Source organism: Nocardia cyriacigeorgica (assembly GCF_005863245.1).
Classification (GTDB): Bacteria; Actinomycetota; Actinomycetes; order Mycobacteriales; family Mycobacteriaceae; genus Nocardia; species Nocardia cyriacigeorgica_C.
The window spans coordinates 139481-153439 of the sequence record NZ_VBUT01000002.1 but is presented as its reverse complement, the minus strand read 5'-3'; the positions used below and the strand labels follow the sequence as shown (position 1 = coordinate 153439).

Annotated in this window: 12 protein-coding genes; 5 read left to right on the top strand and 7 right to left on the bottom strand. The window is 67.9% G+C overall.

From position 1 onward, the window contains the following. Positions 1-327: 327 nt before the first annotated feature. Positions 328-1290, top strand: a complete 963-nt coding sequence (gene sigJ, locus FEK34_RS04030) for an RNA polymerase sigma factor SigJ (RefSeq protein ID WP_171048039.1) — start codon at positions 328-330, stop codon at positions 1288-1290. Positions 1291-1458: 168 nt separating this feature from the next. On the opposite strand, the gene ald is transcribed toward sigJ, so the two are convergent. Beyond that, a complete protein-coding gene (gene ald, locus FEK34_RS04025; protein WP_138446510.1) occupies positions 1459-2574 on the bottom strand; it encodes an alanine dehydrogenase in 1116 nt (371 codons plus the stop codon). Between the two features lie 210 nt (positions 2575-2784). Here ald and FEK34_RS04020 point away from each other — a divergent pair, with 210 nt between their 5' ends. From FEK34_RS04020 to FEK34_RS04010, 3 genes are all read left to right on the top strand, one after another. Then, positions 2785-3300, top strand: coding sequence for a gamma carbonic anhydrase family protein (locus tag FEK34_RS04020; protein WP_138446509.1), 516 nt, complete (start codon positions 2785-2787; stop codon positions 3298-3300). A 164-nt stretch (positions 3301-3464) separates the two neighbouring features. Next, positions 3465-3650: a hypothetical protein gene (locus tag FEK34_RS04015; RefSeq protein ID WP_130915656.1), complete on the top strand. Its 186-nt coding sequence runs from the start codon at positions 3465-3467 to the stop codon at positions 3648-3650. Between the two features lie 91 nt (positions 3651-3741). Then, positions 3742-4365 (top strand): TetR/AcrR family transcriptional regulator, encoded by a 624-nt coding sequence (locus tag FEK34_RS04010; RefSeq protein WP_138446508.1) that lies wholly within the window; start codon positions 3742-3744, stop codon positions 4363-4365. Positions 4366-4485: 120 nt separating this feature from the next. On the opposite strand, the gene FEK34_RS04005 is transcribed toward FEK34_RS04010, so the two are convergent. The 6 genes from FEK34_RS04005 to aceE form a co-directional block, all read right to left on the bottom strand. After that, positions 4486-5919, bottom strand: coding sequence for an acyl-CoA carboxylase subunit beta (locus FEK34_RS04005; protein ID WP_138446507.1), 1434 nt, complete (start codon positions 5917-5919; stop codon positions 4486-4488). A 124-nt stretch (positions 5920-6043) separates the two neighbouring features. Next, on the bottom strand, positions 6044-7294 hold the full coding sequence (locus tag FEK34_RS04000) for a KasA/KasB family beta-ketoacyl-ACP synthase (RefSeq protein ID WP_138446506.1): 1251 nt from the start codon (positions 7292-7294) through the stop codon (positions 6044-6046). Between the two features lie 10 nt (positions 7295-7304). Continuing rightward, on the bottom strand, positions 7305-7607 hold the full coding sequence (gene acpM, locus FEK34_RS03995) for a meromycolate extension acyl carrier protein AcpM (protein WP_014349925.1): 303 nt from the start codon (positions 7605-7607) through the stop codon (positions 7305-7307). Between the two features lie 126 nt (positions 7608-7733). Next, positions 7734-8648, bottom strand: a complete 915-nt coding sequence (locus tag FEK34_RS03990; protein ID WP_138446505.1) for an ACP S-malonyltransferase — start codon at positions 8646-8648, stop codon at positions 7734-7736. A 128-nt stretch (positions 8649-8776) separates the two neighbouring features. Continuing rightward, positions 8777-10051, bottom strand: coding sequence for a PucR family transcriptional regulator (locus FEK34_RS03985; protein ID WP_036534976.1), 1275 nt, complete (start codon positions 10049-10051; stop codon positions 8777-8779). A 71-nt stretch (positions 10052-10122) separates the two neighbouring features. Continuing rightward, on the bottom strand, positions 10123-12918 hold the full coding sequence (gene aceE / locus FEK34_RS03980) for a pyruvate dehydrogenase (acetyl-transferring), homodimeric type (RefSeq protein ID WP_138446925.1): 2796 nt from the start codon (positions 12916-12918) through the stop codon (positions 10123-10125). Positions 12919-13296: 378 nt separating this feature from the next. On the opposite strand from aceE, the gene FEK34_RS03975 reads away from it, so the two are divergent. Further along, the gene (locus FEK34_RS03975) at positions 13297-13854 is read left to right on the top strand and encodes a hypothetical protein (RefSeq protein ID WP_138446504.1); all 558 of its coding nucleotides are present in this window, start codon (positions 13297-13299) and stop codon (positions 13852-13854) included. Positions 13855-13959: the final 105 nt, after the last annotated feature.

Sequence of the window (13959 nt, the reverse complement as noted above, 5' to 3'; positions counted from 1 at the left end):
ACGGCAGCAATCCTCGCGACGAGGATTACGAGGCACTGTCGAACAACCACTCGTACCGGTGGCGCGGACCATGCGGACCCGGCGCCCCGCACAGTGCCTGGGCGCTGTCGGCTGAGGTCCGACCCCACAGATGCCGCTGCACCCCACATTCGGGCTCCCACCGGTGCGGCTCCCGAGATCGCGGTCTGCGGAAGAAATCGCGCACCAGAAAACGCTGTAGGCCCATCCCTGCCGGGCGGATGTCACACTCGACCGGCCCGCGTCGTCACCTCGACGACAGGAACCGAACCGCCCGGCACCCGGGCCGCAGACGAGGACGGAAGCGCAGTGAGTATCGACAACCGCGGCGAGCGCATCGATCAGGCCGAGCTGGCCCGGCGGTTCGAGGAACACCGGCCCTACCTGCGCAGGCTCGCCTACAGCACGCTCGGCAGTATCACCGACGCCGAGGATGTGGTGCAGGAGGCGTGGCTGCGGTTGCAGCGCCAGCACGAATCCGGTGACGTCGGCGAGATCGAGAATCTGCGAGCCTGGCTGAGCACGGTGACCGGCCGGCTGGCACTGGACTACCTGGGTTCGGCGCGGGTGCGGCGCGAGCAGTACGTCGGCGAATGGCTGCCCGAGCCGACCGTGGTGGACTGGGACGATCCGGCCGACAAGGTCAGCCAGGACGAACGCGTGACGATGGCGCTGCTGGTGGTGCTCGAATCGCTGTCTCCGGCCGAACGCACCGCCTTCGTCCTCCAGGATGTGTTCGGCATGTCCGGACCCGAGGTCGCCGAGGTGGTCGGCCGGACCCCCGCCGCGGTGCGTCAACTCGCCTCCCGCGCCCGCAAACGCGTCGAAGACGGCACCCCGCGCTTCCCGGCCTCGCCGGACGAGCACGAGAAAGTGGTGTCGGCGTTCGCCCTCGCGTGGCGGTCCGGCGATATGAGCGCCCTGCTCGGCGTGCTCGACACCGGCGTCACCCTGACCGCCGACGGCGGCGGCAAGGTGCCCGCCGTGCGCAAGCCCGTCACCGGCGCCGAACTCATCGCCAAACTTCTGCTCGGCTGGTACAGCTCGCCGTCGGCGCGCTCGTGGGGCCGCAAGGTGCTGGTCAACGGCCGCCCGGGCCTGGTGGTCTTCGACGGCACGCACACCGGTGTCTTCTCCTTCACCGTCGACGCCGGCCGCATCACCGCGATCGACGTCGTCCGCAACCCGGACAAGCTGCACGACATCCCCGACTCGGGCGAACCGTGGTTCCTGAACGATTCGCAAGAAGATGGTCCGGTAGCGACGGACTGAGACCGCCTCGGAAGGGCCGCCGAGCAGAGGCAGTCGCAACACCTGTGATGCCGGTGCGCGGCAGCGGTGAGCAGCCGCACCGGCTGTAGTCCGGGCGTTACCGGCTACGCCGAGCCGCCTTGCGGCGCTCGCCGGGCGACCGACCTGAGCCGACGGCGGCACAGCACATCAACCAGCGAGCCCCACTCGGCGAACCGTCGAATACCCATGCGCCGCCGCCACTTCCGGTGACAACAACCGCCCAGCGTCCGCAGTGAGCCCATGGGCGAGCCCCGGATCGGCAGCGCAGGCCGCCTGCCAGCCATCGGCGGCGATAGCCCGGACGTAAGGCAGCGTGGCGTTGGTGAGGGCGACGGTCGCGGTGTGCGGGACCGCGCCCGGCATATTCGCCACGCAGTAGTAGAGCGAATTCGCCACGCGGAAGGTGGGATTCGCGTGCGTGGTGGGATGTGAACCGGCGAAGCAGCCGCCCTGGTCGATGGCGACGTCGACCAGGACCGAGCCGGGCCGCATGCCCGCGACCAGCTCGCGCGAGACCAGTTTCGGCGCCCGCGCCCCCGGCACCAGCACCGAGCCGATCACCAGATCGGCGGCGAGCACGGCCCGTTCGACTTCGGCGGCATTGGAGGCGATGGTGGTGAGCCGTCCACCGAACCGGTCGTCCAGTGCGCGCAGCCGGTTCAGGTTGGTGTCGAGAACGCTGACCCGCGCCCCCATTCCGGCCGCGACCGTCGCCGCATTGGTGCCCGCGACACCCCCGCCGAGCACCACCACATCGGCCGGCCGCACCCCCGGCACACCACCCAGCAACACGCCCGCACCGCCCAGCGGCGCCATGAGGTGGTAGGCGCCGACCTGAGTGGCCAGCTTGCCCGCGACCTCGCTCATGGGCGCAAGCAACGGCAGAGTGCCATCAGGTGCGCGCACCGTCTCGTAAGCGATCGCGGTGGTCCCCGAGCGCAGGATCGCGTCGGTACATTCGCGCGAGGCCGCCAGATGCAGGTAGGTGAACAGCACCTGCCCGTCGCGCAGCCGGTGATACTCCTGCGCGATCGGTTCCTTCACCTTCAACACCAGCTCCGCCGACGCCCATACCGCGTCGGCGTCGGGCACCATCCGAGCCCCGGCCGCGACGTAGTCGGCATCGGGAAATCCCGACCCCACACCCGCCCCGGCCTGCACCGATACCTCGTGCCCGCGCCCGACGAGGTCCGCGGCGCCCGCAGGCGTCAGGGCCACCCGGAACTCCTGCTCCTTGACCTCCCCCGGCACACCGATCCTCATACAGCCATCGTGGCCCAGATGCTGCCCGCGTGCCATGAACCCCGCACGGGTGTCGCAACCTGCTGGCAACCCGGTGTCCGCTCGCGCCGATTCTGATCATGTCGTCCAGATGGGGACGGCCCCGCCTCCACTGCCGGCCGACCCCGAACAACACCATCGGGCCCCGCTGCGGCCGCGGGCATCCGCTATCGACCCGCTAAGTTGCTCGGCATGAGGATTGAAATCGACGGGATCGCCCCCGAGGTCGACGAGACCGCCTTCATCGCGGTCAACGCCACCCTGATCGGCAAAGTGCACATCGGGGCCGAAGCGAGCATCTGGTACAACGCCGTGCTGCGCGGCGACGGCGAACAGATCACCATCGGAGCGCGCAGCAATATCCAGGACGGCTGCGCGGTGCACACCGATCCCGGCTTCCCGGTCGTCGTCGGCACCGGAGTCTCGGTGGGACACAACGCGATCCTGCACGGCTGCACCGTGGAAGACGATGTGTTGATCGGCATGGGCGCCACCGTTCTCAACGGTGCGGTCATCGGGGCGGGCAGCCTGATTGCGGCCAATGCGCTGATCCCCGAGGGCGCGCAGATCCCGCCGGGTTCTCTGGTCGCCGGCGTCCCCGGCAAGGTACGCCGTGAACTCACCGAAGATCAGCAGAATGGCATTCGCCTGAATGCGCTCGCCTACTTGCACCACAGCGGCACACATCGCAACGCGAAGGTGCTGTGATACGTGCCACACCGATCAAGCGTCCAGTAGGATCCGCTGCTAGCATTTTTGGCAGTGCGCCCGCCCAGATCGGGCTCCCCCACCGACCCCACCGATCATCGGTTCGGTCATGGTGTTCCGGCGAGACCCAGGGTGTGGCGCGCTGGCGAGCAGGAGGTAAGTCCGTGGCGTACAAGCAGTCCAGTATGCACCGGCCTAAGGGGCGGATCAGTGTGGCCGATATCGCGGCCCAGCCAGGCGGTATCGAGGCGCTCCAGCGGCGCGTGCACGAATTACGTTCCAGTGGGGTGGATTTCGCGGCCAACGCGATCGAAAAGGAAATGGCCGAATTCGACCTGCCGCGGCACTGAGCGACCCGGCGTCGAGCACCGGCGCATAATTGCGGCAACGAAGCACCGCCGCGACGGCCGTGATGCCGTGCGCCGTCCCCGTGGAGACTCGATGCCGACCGTCCCGCCCATCTTGCAGCGCATCCTCGACAAGCCGGCCGCCGACAGCGAAGCGCTGCTGGAAAGCGCGCTGTCGGCGTTCCTGGATTTCGGGATCAAGCGCACCAGCATGGGCGAGATCGCCCGCCGCGCCGGCATCAGCCCCGCCACCCTCTACCGTCGTTTCGAATCGAAGAACGATCTGGTCGAGGCGGTGAGTGTGCGTGAGGCGCAACGGTTCGTCGCCGATATCGACGCCAGGGTGCGCACCGTCGAGGGCACCGAGAACCAGCTGGTGGAGATCTTCGTCGCCTTCATCGCCGCCATCGCGGGCAATGAACTGCTGCGCAGGCTCTTGCGCACGGAACCGGAGTTGATCCTGCCCCGGCTCACCACGGAGGCGGGCCCGGTGCTCGCCGTCGGCCGCACCTACCTGGCCGGCAAGCTGCGCGAACTGCGCGACGCCGAGGCCGCCGCCGATTTCGACGCCGACCTGGTCGCCGAAATCATGGCCCGCCTGGCGCAGTCGCTCGCGCTGACCCCCGACGGGCTCATCCCGCTCGACGACGAAGACGCCGCCCGCGAGTTCTCCCGCCGCACCCTGCTGCCCATGGTCGGGGTCCGCCCGAGCAGCTAGCGCACCGCGCTGGAAGCGAGTCCACCGAGCCCGCGCCGGGCCTCGAATACTCTTCCCGCACAACGCGAACAGGCCCCGGAACGCTCCGGGGCCTGTTCGTCGTCTGCCGTTCTCAGCCGATCACAGCGGAATGTTCTTGTGATGGCTCGCGCGCGCCGGCGCCGCGGCCAGCGCCGCCGCGATGACGCTGCGGGTCTTGGCCGGGTCGATCACCTCGTCCACCACCCCGATGGCGAGGGCGCGCTCGACGCCGCCCGCGATGGCCTCGTGTTCGGCGGTGAGCCGTTCGTGCAGCGCCTCACGCTCTTCCTCGGGGGCGGCGGCCAGCGCCTTCTTGTGCAGGATGCCGACCGCGGCCTTGGCACCCATCACGGCCACCTCGGAGCCCGGCCAGGCGTACACCGCGGTCGCGCCCAGCGAACGGGCATTCATCGCGATGTAGGCGCCGCCGTAGATCTTGCGGGTGACCAGCGTGACGCGCGGGACCCGGGCCTCGGCGAACGCGTGCAGCAGCTTCGCGCCGCGCCGCACCACGCCTTCCCACTCCTGGCTGACGCCGGGCAGGTAACCGGGGACGTCGGTGATGACGACCAGCGGGATGCCGAACGCGTCGCACAGCCGGACGAACCGGGCCGCCTTCTCGGCGCTCTCGGAGTTCAGGCACCCACCCAGCCGCAGCGGGTTGTTGGCCAGCACGCCAACGGTGCGCCCACCCAGACGACCGAGACCGGTCACCATCGAGCGTGCGTAGCCGCCCTGCAATTCCTCGAAGCTGGACTCGCCGTCGACATTGTCGAGCAGCTCGTGCACCAGCGGCTTGACGTCGTAGGCGCGCTTGGCCGACTCCGGCAGCATCGCCTTGAGATCCACATTGCCGTGCTCGGCGGCGACCATATCGAATTCGCCCTGCTCGGCGAACATCGACACCAGCCGGCGTGCGCGGTGCATGGCGTCGGCCTCGTCGTCGGCCACGATGTGGGTGACGCCGGACTTCTTGCCGTGGGTCTCCGGGCCGCCGAGGGTGGCCATGTCGACCTGCTCACCGGTGACACTGCGCACCACGTCCGGGCCGGTCACGAAGACCCGGCCCTCCGGCGCCATGATGACGATGTCGGTCAGCGCCGGACCGTAGGCGGCGCCGCCGGCGGCGAAACCGAGCACCACCGAGATCTGCGGCACCTGACCGGAGGCGCGGACCATGGCCTCGAACACCAGGCCGACCGCGTGCAGGGCCTCGACACCCTCGGCCAGCCGGGCACCACCGGAATGCCACAGCCCGACCACCGGAATGCCGGAGTCGATGGCGGTGTCGATCGCGTCGACGATGTGCTTGCAGCCCTCGACACCCATCGCGCCACCCATGACGGTGGCATCCGAGCAGTAGGCCACGGTGCGTACACCGTCGACCTCACCGATCGCCGCCAGCACGCCGGACTTGTCGCGCGGATGGAGGGGAAGAATGGTTCCTGGATCGAAGAAGCGCTGGAGTCTGCCCAGCGGGTCACGCGGATCTGTGGCGGTGTCCTGCTGATACGCGGGTGCCAAGATAGTCATCGCGTTCTCTCCTCAATGATTGGCGGCCGCGATCGCAGCTGCGGATGTCGAGGGCCCGGCGGGGGTCGAGCCATTCAGTTGGCCAACCCCCACCGGGTTCGTTGAGCAGTCGGACGGGTCTGGGTCAGGCCCGGCCGAAGGCGAGCGCGACATTGTGCCCACCGAATCCGAAGGAGTTGTTGATCGCGTATTCGATTTCCTGGCGGCGGGCTTCGCCCTTCACCACATCGAGATCGATCTCGGGATCCTGGTTCTCCAGGTTCAGCGTCGGCGGGACGATGCCGTCCCGGATGCTGAGCACGGTGAGCACCGACTCGAGGGCGCCGACGGCGCCGATCGAGTGACCCAGTGCTGATTTGGGCGCGTACACCGAGGCGTGGTTGCCCACGGCCTTGTTGATCGCCCTGGCCTCCGCGGTGTCACCGATGGGGGTGGCAGTCGCGTGGGCGTTGATGTGGGTGATGTCCTTGGCGGACAGACCCGCGGTCTGCATCGCCCTGGTCATGGCGCGCGCGGCGCCGGTGCCCTCGGGATCGGGCGCGACCAGGTGGAAGCCGTCGGAGGTGATGCCGGCGCCGAGCAGGCGAGCGTGGATGGTGGCCCCACGCGCCTTGGCGTGCTCCTCGGTCTCGATGACCATGAGCGCACCGGCCTCACCGAAGACGAACCCGTCGCGATCCTTGTCGAACGGACGCGAAGCGCCCTTCGGATCGTCGTTGCGGGTGCTCATCGCGCGCATCATGGAGAACGCGGCGATCGGCACCGAGTCGATGTAGCCCTCGACACCACCGGTGACGACGATGTCGGCATCGCCCATGACGATCATCCGCCACGCGTTGGCGATGGCTTCCGACCCCGACGAGCACGCCGAGACCGGAGTGACCACTCCCGCCCTGGCCTTCAGCTCGAGACCGACGACGGCTGACGGGCCGTTCGGCATGACCATCTGAACAGCCAGCGGCGAGATCTTGCGATAGCCACCGTTCTTCAGCTTGTCCACCGAATCGATGAGTGCGTCACCGCCACCGAGCCCGGTGCCGATGGCCACACCCAGCCGGTCGGGATCGACCTCGGGGCTGCCCGCGTTGCGCCATACCTCGCGACCGAGCACGGTCGCGAGCCGCTCGACGTAGGCCATGCGCCGGATCTCGACCCGGCTGAGCAGGGTGTCCGGCGAAACCTTCAGGTGACCGCCGATGCGGACCGGAAGGTCGTATTCCTCGACGAAGGAATCCTCGAGAACGTCGATGCCGCTCTCGCCGTTGAGGAGTCCCTTCCACGTCGCATCGACGTCGCCCGCGATCGACGTGGTCGCCGCCAGGCTCGTTACGACGACGTTGGGGAAGTTCCCGTTCAAGGTGGAAGGAGTGGTCACGGTGTCGGCCCTACTCGGCGTTGTCGAACTTGGCCTTGAGCTCCGCGGCGGCGTCAGCGTTCTCCGCCTCGAGCTTCTGGATGTAGGAGACGGCGTCGCCGACCGTCTTCAGGCTGGCCAGATCCTCGTCCGGGATCTTCACGCCGTACTTGTCCTCGGTCTGCACCGCGATCTCGACCATGGACAGCGAGTCGATGTCCAGGTCATCGACGAAGGACTTCTCGATCGTCACCTCGGAGGGCTCGATACCGGTCACCTCTTCGATGATCTTGCCGAGTTCCTCGACGATTTGTTCCTGGGTCAGAGCGGCCACTTTGGTGGCTCCCTTCTTGTTACTGTGTAGGGCTTCACTGTTTTTCTTCGGATCGAGCGGGCGGAAAGTTACGCCTACTCGGTCACGACCGGGCTTCATCGTCGAAGCACGATCGCGGGTGGAAAGCTAGCCGGAGCTGGTGAGCTCGGCCAAGGTGGGGAGGTCAGCGGGGGTCTTCAGCGCAAGATTGGGCGTGCCCTTCAGTTCCCGTTTGGCAATCCCGACGAGGGTGCCCGCCGGCGGCAGCTCCACCACTGCCGAAACGCCGGCCTGCCGGACCGTCTCGGTGCACAGGTCCCACCGGACGGGCCGGGTGACCTGCGCGGCGAGCTTATCGACCGCGTCCTGACCCGAGGCGACCGGCTTGCCGTCGAAGTTCGACAGCAACGTCCGGGTCGGCTCGTTGGGCACGATCTTCGCCACAGCTGCGGTGACCGCGTCCTGGGCCGGAGCCATGTACGCGGTGTGGAACGCGCCCGCGACGGGCAGCGCGCGAACCCTGGCCTTTTCCGGTGGGTTCGCGGCGAGCTCGGCGAGAGCGTCCAGGGCGCCCGCGGCCACGATCTGGCCGACCGCGTTGCGGTTGGCCGGGACGAGGTCGAGTTCCGCGAGCCGGTCGAGCACGGCGGCTTCGTCGCCACCGAGCACGGCGGACATTCCGGTCGGCTCGAGCGCGCACGCCTTGGCCATTTCCGCACCGCGGATGGCGGCCAGGGTGACCGCGTCGTCGGCGGAGATGACTCCGGCGACGGCGGCGGCGGCGAGTTCGCCGACCGAGTGTCCGGCGACGATGGTATCGGCCGGGAGCGTTTCGGTGTCGATTTCGGCGAAAGCGAGCAGCGCGGCGGCGACGACCAGCGGCTGGGTCACCGCGGTGTCGGTGATCTCTTCGGCCGTCGCGGTGGTGCCGAGACGAACCAGGTCCAGACCGGAGGCCTTCGACCACAGCGCGAGACGGTCATGCGCGCCGGGGAGGTCGAGCCAAGGCGCGAGCATGCCGGGTGTCTGGGAGCCCTGTCCAGGGGCGAACAACGCGATCACATCTCTAAGAGAACACTGTGAGGCGGCTCTCGGGAGATGTCGACGCGAATGAAGCTTGCCGACCCGTTTTGTGTGAACTCCACAAAACGCCACGTGGCTCGTCCGGATCGACGCAGCCGCCGATCGCGTTACAGCCCATCTCCGTCGGTCGAGACGTAAGTGGCCTCAGGTGCTGGTGTTGACGATTCGTTACGAGTTCGTGTCAAACGACCTACTGTGGCGGCAATCCTGAGCACGTACGCATCACGCGGATTGAGCGGATCGCGCCCGGTGATTTCACCGATTCGTTTGAGGCGGTAGCGAACGGTATTTGGATGGACGTACAGCTGACGGGCACACGTCTCGACGGCTCCACCACAATCCAGATAGGCATCGAGAGTGTCCGCCAGCGCCGATCCGGCCGCGGCCAACGGTAGGACAAGATACTCGTTCAAGGCGTCGATCGCAGCTCGGTCCCCCAGCAGCGCCCGTTCCGGGAGCAATTCCGAGGCGTGCACCGGTCGCGGGGCACCCCGCCAGCCGATCACCGCCTCCATACCGGCCAGCGCCTCCAGCGCGCTGGCGTGCGCGGCGCCCAGGGTGCGCGTGGTCGGCCCGATCACCACCGGACCGTCGGAGAACACCTCGTTCAACAGGTCCGACAGGAACGACGACACCTGCGCGGTGTCGTCGAGATGCCCGCTGACCACCATCACCAGCCGGGAACCCTGCACCACCGCCAGCGCCGCGCGTCCGTGCCGGGCGGCGATGGTGTGCACCCCACCGACCACCGAGACGCCCTGATCCCGCGGCGGGGTCCCCACGAGCACGGTGGCGGGCGCGGTGGCGTCCCAGTTGAGCGTGGCGGCCCGCGACAGCATGTCCGGGCCGGTGTCACCGCGCACCACCGCGTCGACGACCAGCGCCTCCAGCCGGGTATCCCACGCGCCACGGGACTCGGCCGCGCTGGCGTACACCGAGGCGGCCGCGAAGCCGAGCTCACGCCCGTATCGCAGCACCGCCTCGGTCAGCGCCACCAGCTGCCGGTCGTTGCGTGCCAGCGCGGGCAGCCACTGTTCGAAGAACTCCATGGCCACCCGGACCATGTCCACGGTCTGGCGCAGCGTCAGCCGCCGCGCCAGATCCTGCGGAATCACCTGGAAGGCGTCCAGGCTGAACCGGATATCGCTGTCGGGATCCTGCAACCACTCGAGGAAGTTCACCACCGCGGTCTGCACCAGCATCTGGACGCCGGCGCGTTGCGCGGCGTCCAGATCGGCGAAGAACGGCAACCTGTCCTGCATCGACCCGACGGCCTCGGTGGACAGTCGCCCCGAGAACTGCTTCACACGTTTGAGCAGCGTGTCCGGGAGCGGGTCGCGGGTCTGCCGGTTCGGTGAGAGCGCGCCGGTCGGCAGATACACCTCGTGCTCGGAGGAGCCGTCGGAGATCCGGCGCGGCCGCGGCGGTTTTCGATCCACGCTCTAATGGTGCGCTATTCGGTTTCCCCGTCCGCGCCCGCCACCGGCTTCGGCGCGGCGTCGACGTCGTCGATGCGGTAGCGCTGTGCCGCCTCGGCGAGCACGGACCGCTCGACCTTGCCCGCCCGCACCAGGGCTTCGAGCGCCGCCACGGCGATGGATTCGGCGTCGACATTGAACACCCGGCGTGCGGCCGGACGCGTGTCGGAGAAGCCGAAACCGTCGGTGCCGAGGGTGACGAACTCGCCCGGCACCCACTGGCGCACCTGATCGGGCACCGCACGCATCCAGTCGGTGGCCGCGATGTAGGGGCCCTGGACACGTGAGAGCGCCTCGGTGACGTACGGCACGGCCGCCTCGGTGCCGGGCGCGCGCAGCGCCGCGATCTCCTTGGCCAGCGCTTCCTTGCGCAGCTCACCCCACGACGTCACCGACCACACGTCGGCGGCCACACCCCACTCGGCGAGCAGCTCCTGTGCGCGCAGCCCGTCCGGCACGGTGACGCCGGAGACCAGGATCTGGGCGCGAACATCGCCGTCGGCACCCGGCTTGTACAGGTAGATGCCCTTGAGCAGACCCGCCACGTCCAGGTTGTCCGGCTCGGCCGGCTGCTGGTACGGCTCGTTGTACAGGGTGATGTAGTAGAAGACGTTCTCGCCGCCGAACACATCGGCCTCGTCGCGGGTGTGCGATTCGGTGCCGGGCACCGCGTACGGACCGGCGTCGGGCTTGCCGCCGCCGTACATCCGGCGCAGGCCGTCACGCACGATATGGGCGATCTCGAAGGCGAACGCCGGATCGTAGGTGACCACCGCCGGATTGGTCGCGGCCAGCAGCAGCGAATGCCCGTCGTTGTGTTGCAGGCCCTCGCCGGTGAGCGTGGTGCGACCGGCGGTGGCGCCGAGCACGAACCCGCGGGCCAGCTGATCGGCGGCCGCCCACAGGCCGTCACCGGTGCGCTGGAACCCGAACATCGAATAGAAGATGTAGAGCGGGATCATCGGCTCGCCGTGGGTGGCGTACGAGGTGCCCGCCGCGGTGAACGACGCGGTGGAACCGGCCTCGTTGATGCCCTCGTGCAGGATCTGGCCGACGGTGCTCTCCTTGTAGGCGAGCATCAGTTCCGCGTCGACCGAGGTGTAGAGCTGGCCGTTGCGGTTGTAGATCTTCAGCGACGGGAACCACGAGTCCATGCCGAAGGTGCGGGCCTCGTCGGGGATGATCGGCACGATTCGCTTGCCGATCTCCTTGTCCCGCAACAGTTCCTTCATCAGGCGCACCAGCGCCATCGTGGTGGCGACGTTCTGCTTGCCCGAGCCCTTGCGCACCGAACGGTAGGCCTCGTCACCGGGCAGCTTCAGCGGTTTCGCCGTGGTGCGCCGCTCCGGCAGGAACCCGCCCAGCGCCTTACGCCGGTCCAGCATGTACTGGATCTCGCGGGCCTCCATACCGGGGTGGTAGTACGGCGGCAGGTACGGATCCTTCTCCAGCTCGGCATCGCTGATCGGGATGCGCTGCAGGTCGCGGAAATCCTTGAGGTCCTGCAACGTCAGCTTCTTCATCTGGTGGGTGGCGTTGCGGCCCTCGAAGTGCTTGCCGAGGGTGTAGCCCTTGATGGTCTTGGCCAGGATCACCGTCGGCTGGCCCTTGTGCGCCATCGCCGCGGCGTAGGCGGCGTAGACCTTGCGGTAATCGTGACCACCGCGCTTGAGGTTCCAGATCTCCTGATCCGACAGATCCGCCACCAGTGCCTTGGTGCGCGGGTCGCGGCCGAAGAAGTGATCGCGCACGTAGGCGCCGTCATTGGCCTTGTAGGTCTGGTAATCACCGTCGGGCGTGGTGTTCATCAGGTTCACCAGCGCGCCATCGCGGTCGGCGCCCAGCAGCGCGTCCCACTCCCGGCCCCAGATCACCTTGATGACGTTCCAGCCCGCACCGCGGAAGAACGACTCCAGCTCCTGGATGATCTTGCCGTTGCCGCGCACCGGGCCGTCCAGGCGTTGCAGGTTGCAGTTGATGACGAAGGTCAGGTTGTCCAGGCCCTCGTTCGCCGCGACCTGGATGAGCCCGCGCGATTCCGGCTCGTCCATCTCGCCGTCGCCGAGGAAGGCCCACACATGCTGATCGGAGGTGTCCTTGATGCCGCGATCATGCAGGTAATGATTGAAACGCGCCTGGTAGATCGCGTTCATCGGACCGAGGCCCATCGACACCGTCGGGAATTCCCAGAAGTTGTCGAGCAGACGCGGATGCGGATACGAGGGCAGGCCCTTGCCCGGCCCGCCATGGCTGTACTCCTGGCGGAATCCGTCCATCTGGTCGGCGGTCAGCCGGCCTTCCAGGAACGCGCGGGCGTAGATACCCGGCGAGGCGTGACCCTGGATGAAAATCGAATCGCCGCCGCCGGGATGGTCCTTACCGCGGAAGAAATGATTGAAACCGACCTCGTACAGCGCCGCCGACGACGCATAGGTCGAAATATGTCCGCCGACGCCGATACCGGGGCGCTGCGCGCGATGCACCATGATCGCCGCATTCCAGCGAATCCAGGCGCGATAGCGGCGCTCCACCTCCTCGTCGCCGGGGAACCACGGCTCGTTCTCGGTGGGAATGGTGTTGACGTAATCGGTCGAGGTCAGCGCGGGAATGGACACCCGGCGCTCACCGGCACGCTCGAGCAGACGCAGCATCAGATAGCGCGCACGCCCCGGGCCCTCCCGGTCGAGCATGTCGTCGAAGGATTCCAGCCATTCGCTGGTCTCCTCGGGATCGATATCGGGCAGGTAGGACGCCACGCCTTCGCGGATCACCCGGACCCGTTCGCCGGTCTGACGGCCGGCGGACGATCCGTTCGCGTCGCGGGCACCGGGCGGCGTGGAATCGGGTACAGCGGGTTGCGCTGGAGCGGAAGAGTGGATCAGGTCGGTCAAATCTGCTCCTCGTACATGGGGCGGACAAGCTGATGGCGTCTGTTTCCCCGGGCGGCCACTCTGGTGGGCGGACCACCCGTTTACGAAAGTCCGGGCGCACCCTCCATCCTTGCCGAGGATGCGTCCCAGGTCATCATGTCAGCCACAAATCCAGTACGGTTTCTCCTCGACGGGTTACTCGGCAGTTTCCGGTGTGGACCGGTGTTCGGGGGCTGCCCGGATATCGATCGGACACGAGAAATGAGAGCGGGGAGGACGATGAAACTGCTGGACCCACGCGGGGTCGGGCTGGTGTGCGCGGCCGCAGCGCTGATCGCGGGAGCGACGATCGCGGGCTGCTCGAACAGCGTGGACGGCACCGCCGCGCCCAATGCCGCCGACCTGTCGGCCTACAAGACCTACGCGGCGTCGTCCTCGGCGGCGGCGACCTCCTCACGCAAGGCCGCGGCGCAGGCCAAGGCCATCGCCGACAACTGCGGGCAGTTCCCCGTCATCACCGGTGTCGGGGTCAGCAAATACAACGAGTTCGTCGACGCGCACGACTCGAACGCCCCCGATTACGACGCCAAACGCGATACCGCCGCGAACACCCTGGAAGACGCCGCCAACAAGGTCGAGGCCGGCGTCAACGCCGCCAAGGACGATCTGCCTGCGGACCTGAAGAACAAGCTCACCGAGTACGTCAATGCGGCGCGGGCGTTGGCGCAGGCCACCAGGGGTATGCACTACACCGCGCCGGTCGGCCCGCTCAACGACGCCAGCCGCCGCGTCAACGACGCACGCAACGCGGTACGCGACGACTGCTCGGCACGCTGATCGAGCTCGAATTCCCGCGACATCCGATGGCCAATTCATCGGATCGGCTTGCGTTGCGGCCGATAACCATGTTCGCTTGCACCTACCTGTAGTCGGCATATTGAG

Coding starts and splice junctions, on each gene's coding strand:
- ald (WP_138446510.1), bottom strand. CDS start 2,574: ATGAGGATCGGTGTGCCGGGGGAGGTCAAGGAGCAGGAGTTCCGGGTG.
- FEK34_RS04020 (WP_138446509.1), top strand. CDS start 2,785: ATGAGGATTGAAATCGACGGGATCGCCCCCGAGGTCGACGAGACCGCC.
- FEK34_RS04010 (WP_138446508.1), top strand. CDS start 3,742: ATGCCGACCGTCCCGCCCATCTTGCAGCGCATCCTCGACAAGCCGGCC.
- FEK34_RS04005 (WP_138446507.1), bottom strand. CDS start 5,919: ATGACTATCTTGGCACCCGCGTATCAGCAGGACACCGCCACAGATCCG.
- FEK34_RS03975 (WP_138446504.1), top strand. CDS start 13,297: ATGAAACTGCTGGACCCACGCGGGGTCGGGCTGGTGTGCGCGGCCGCA.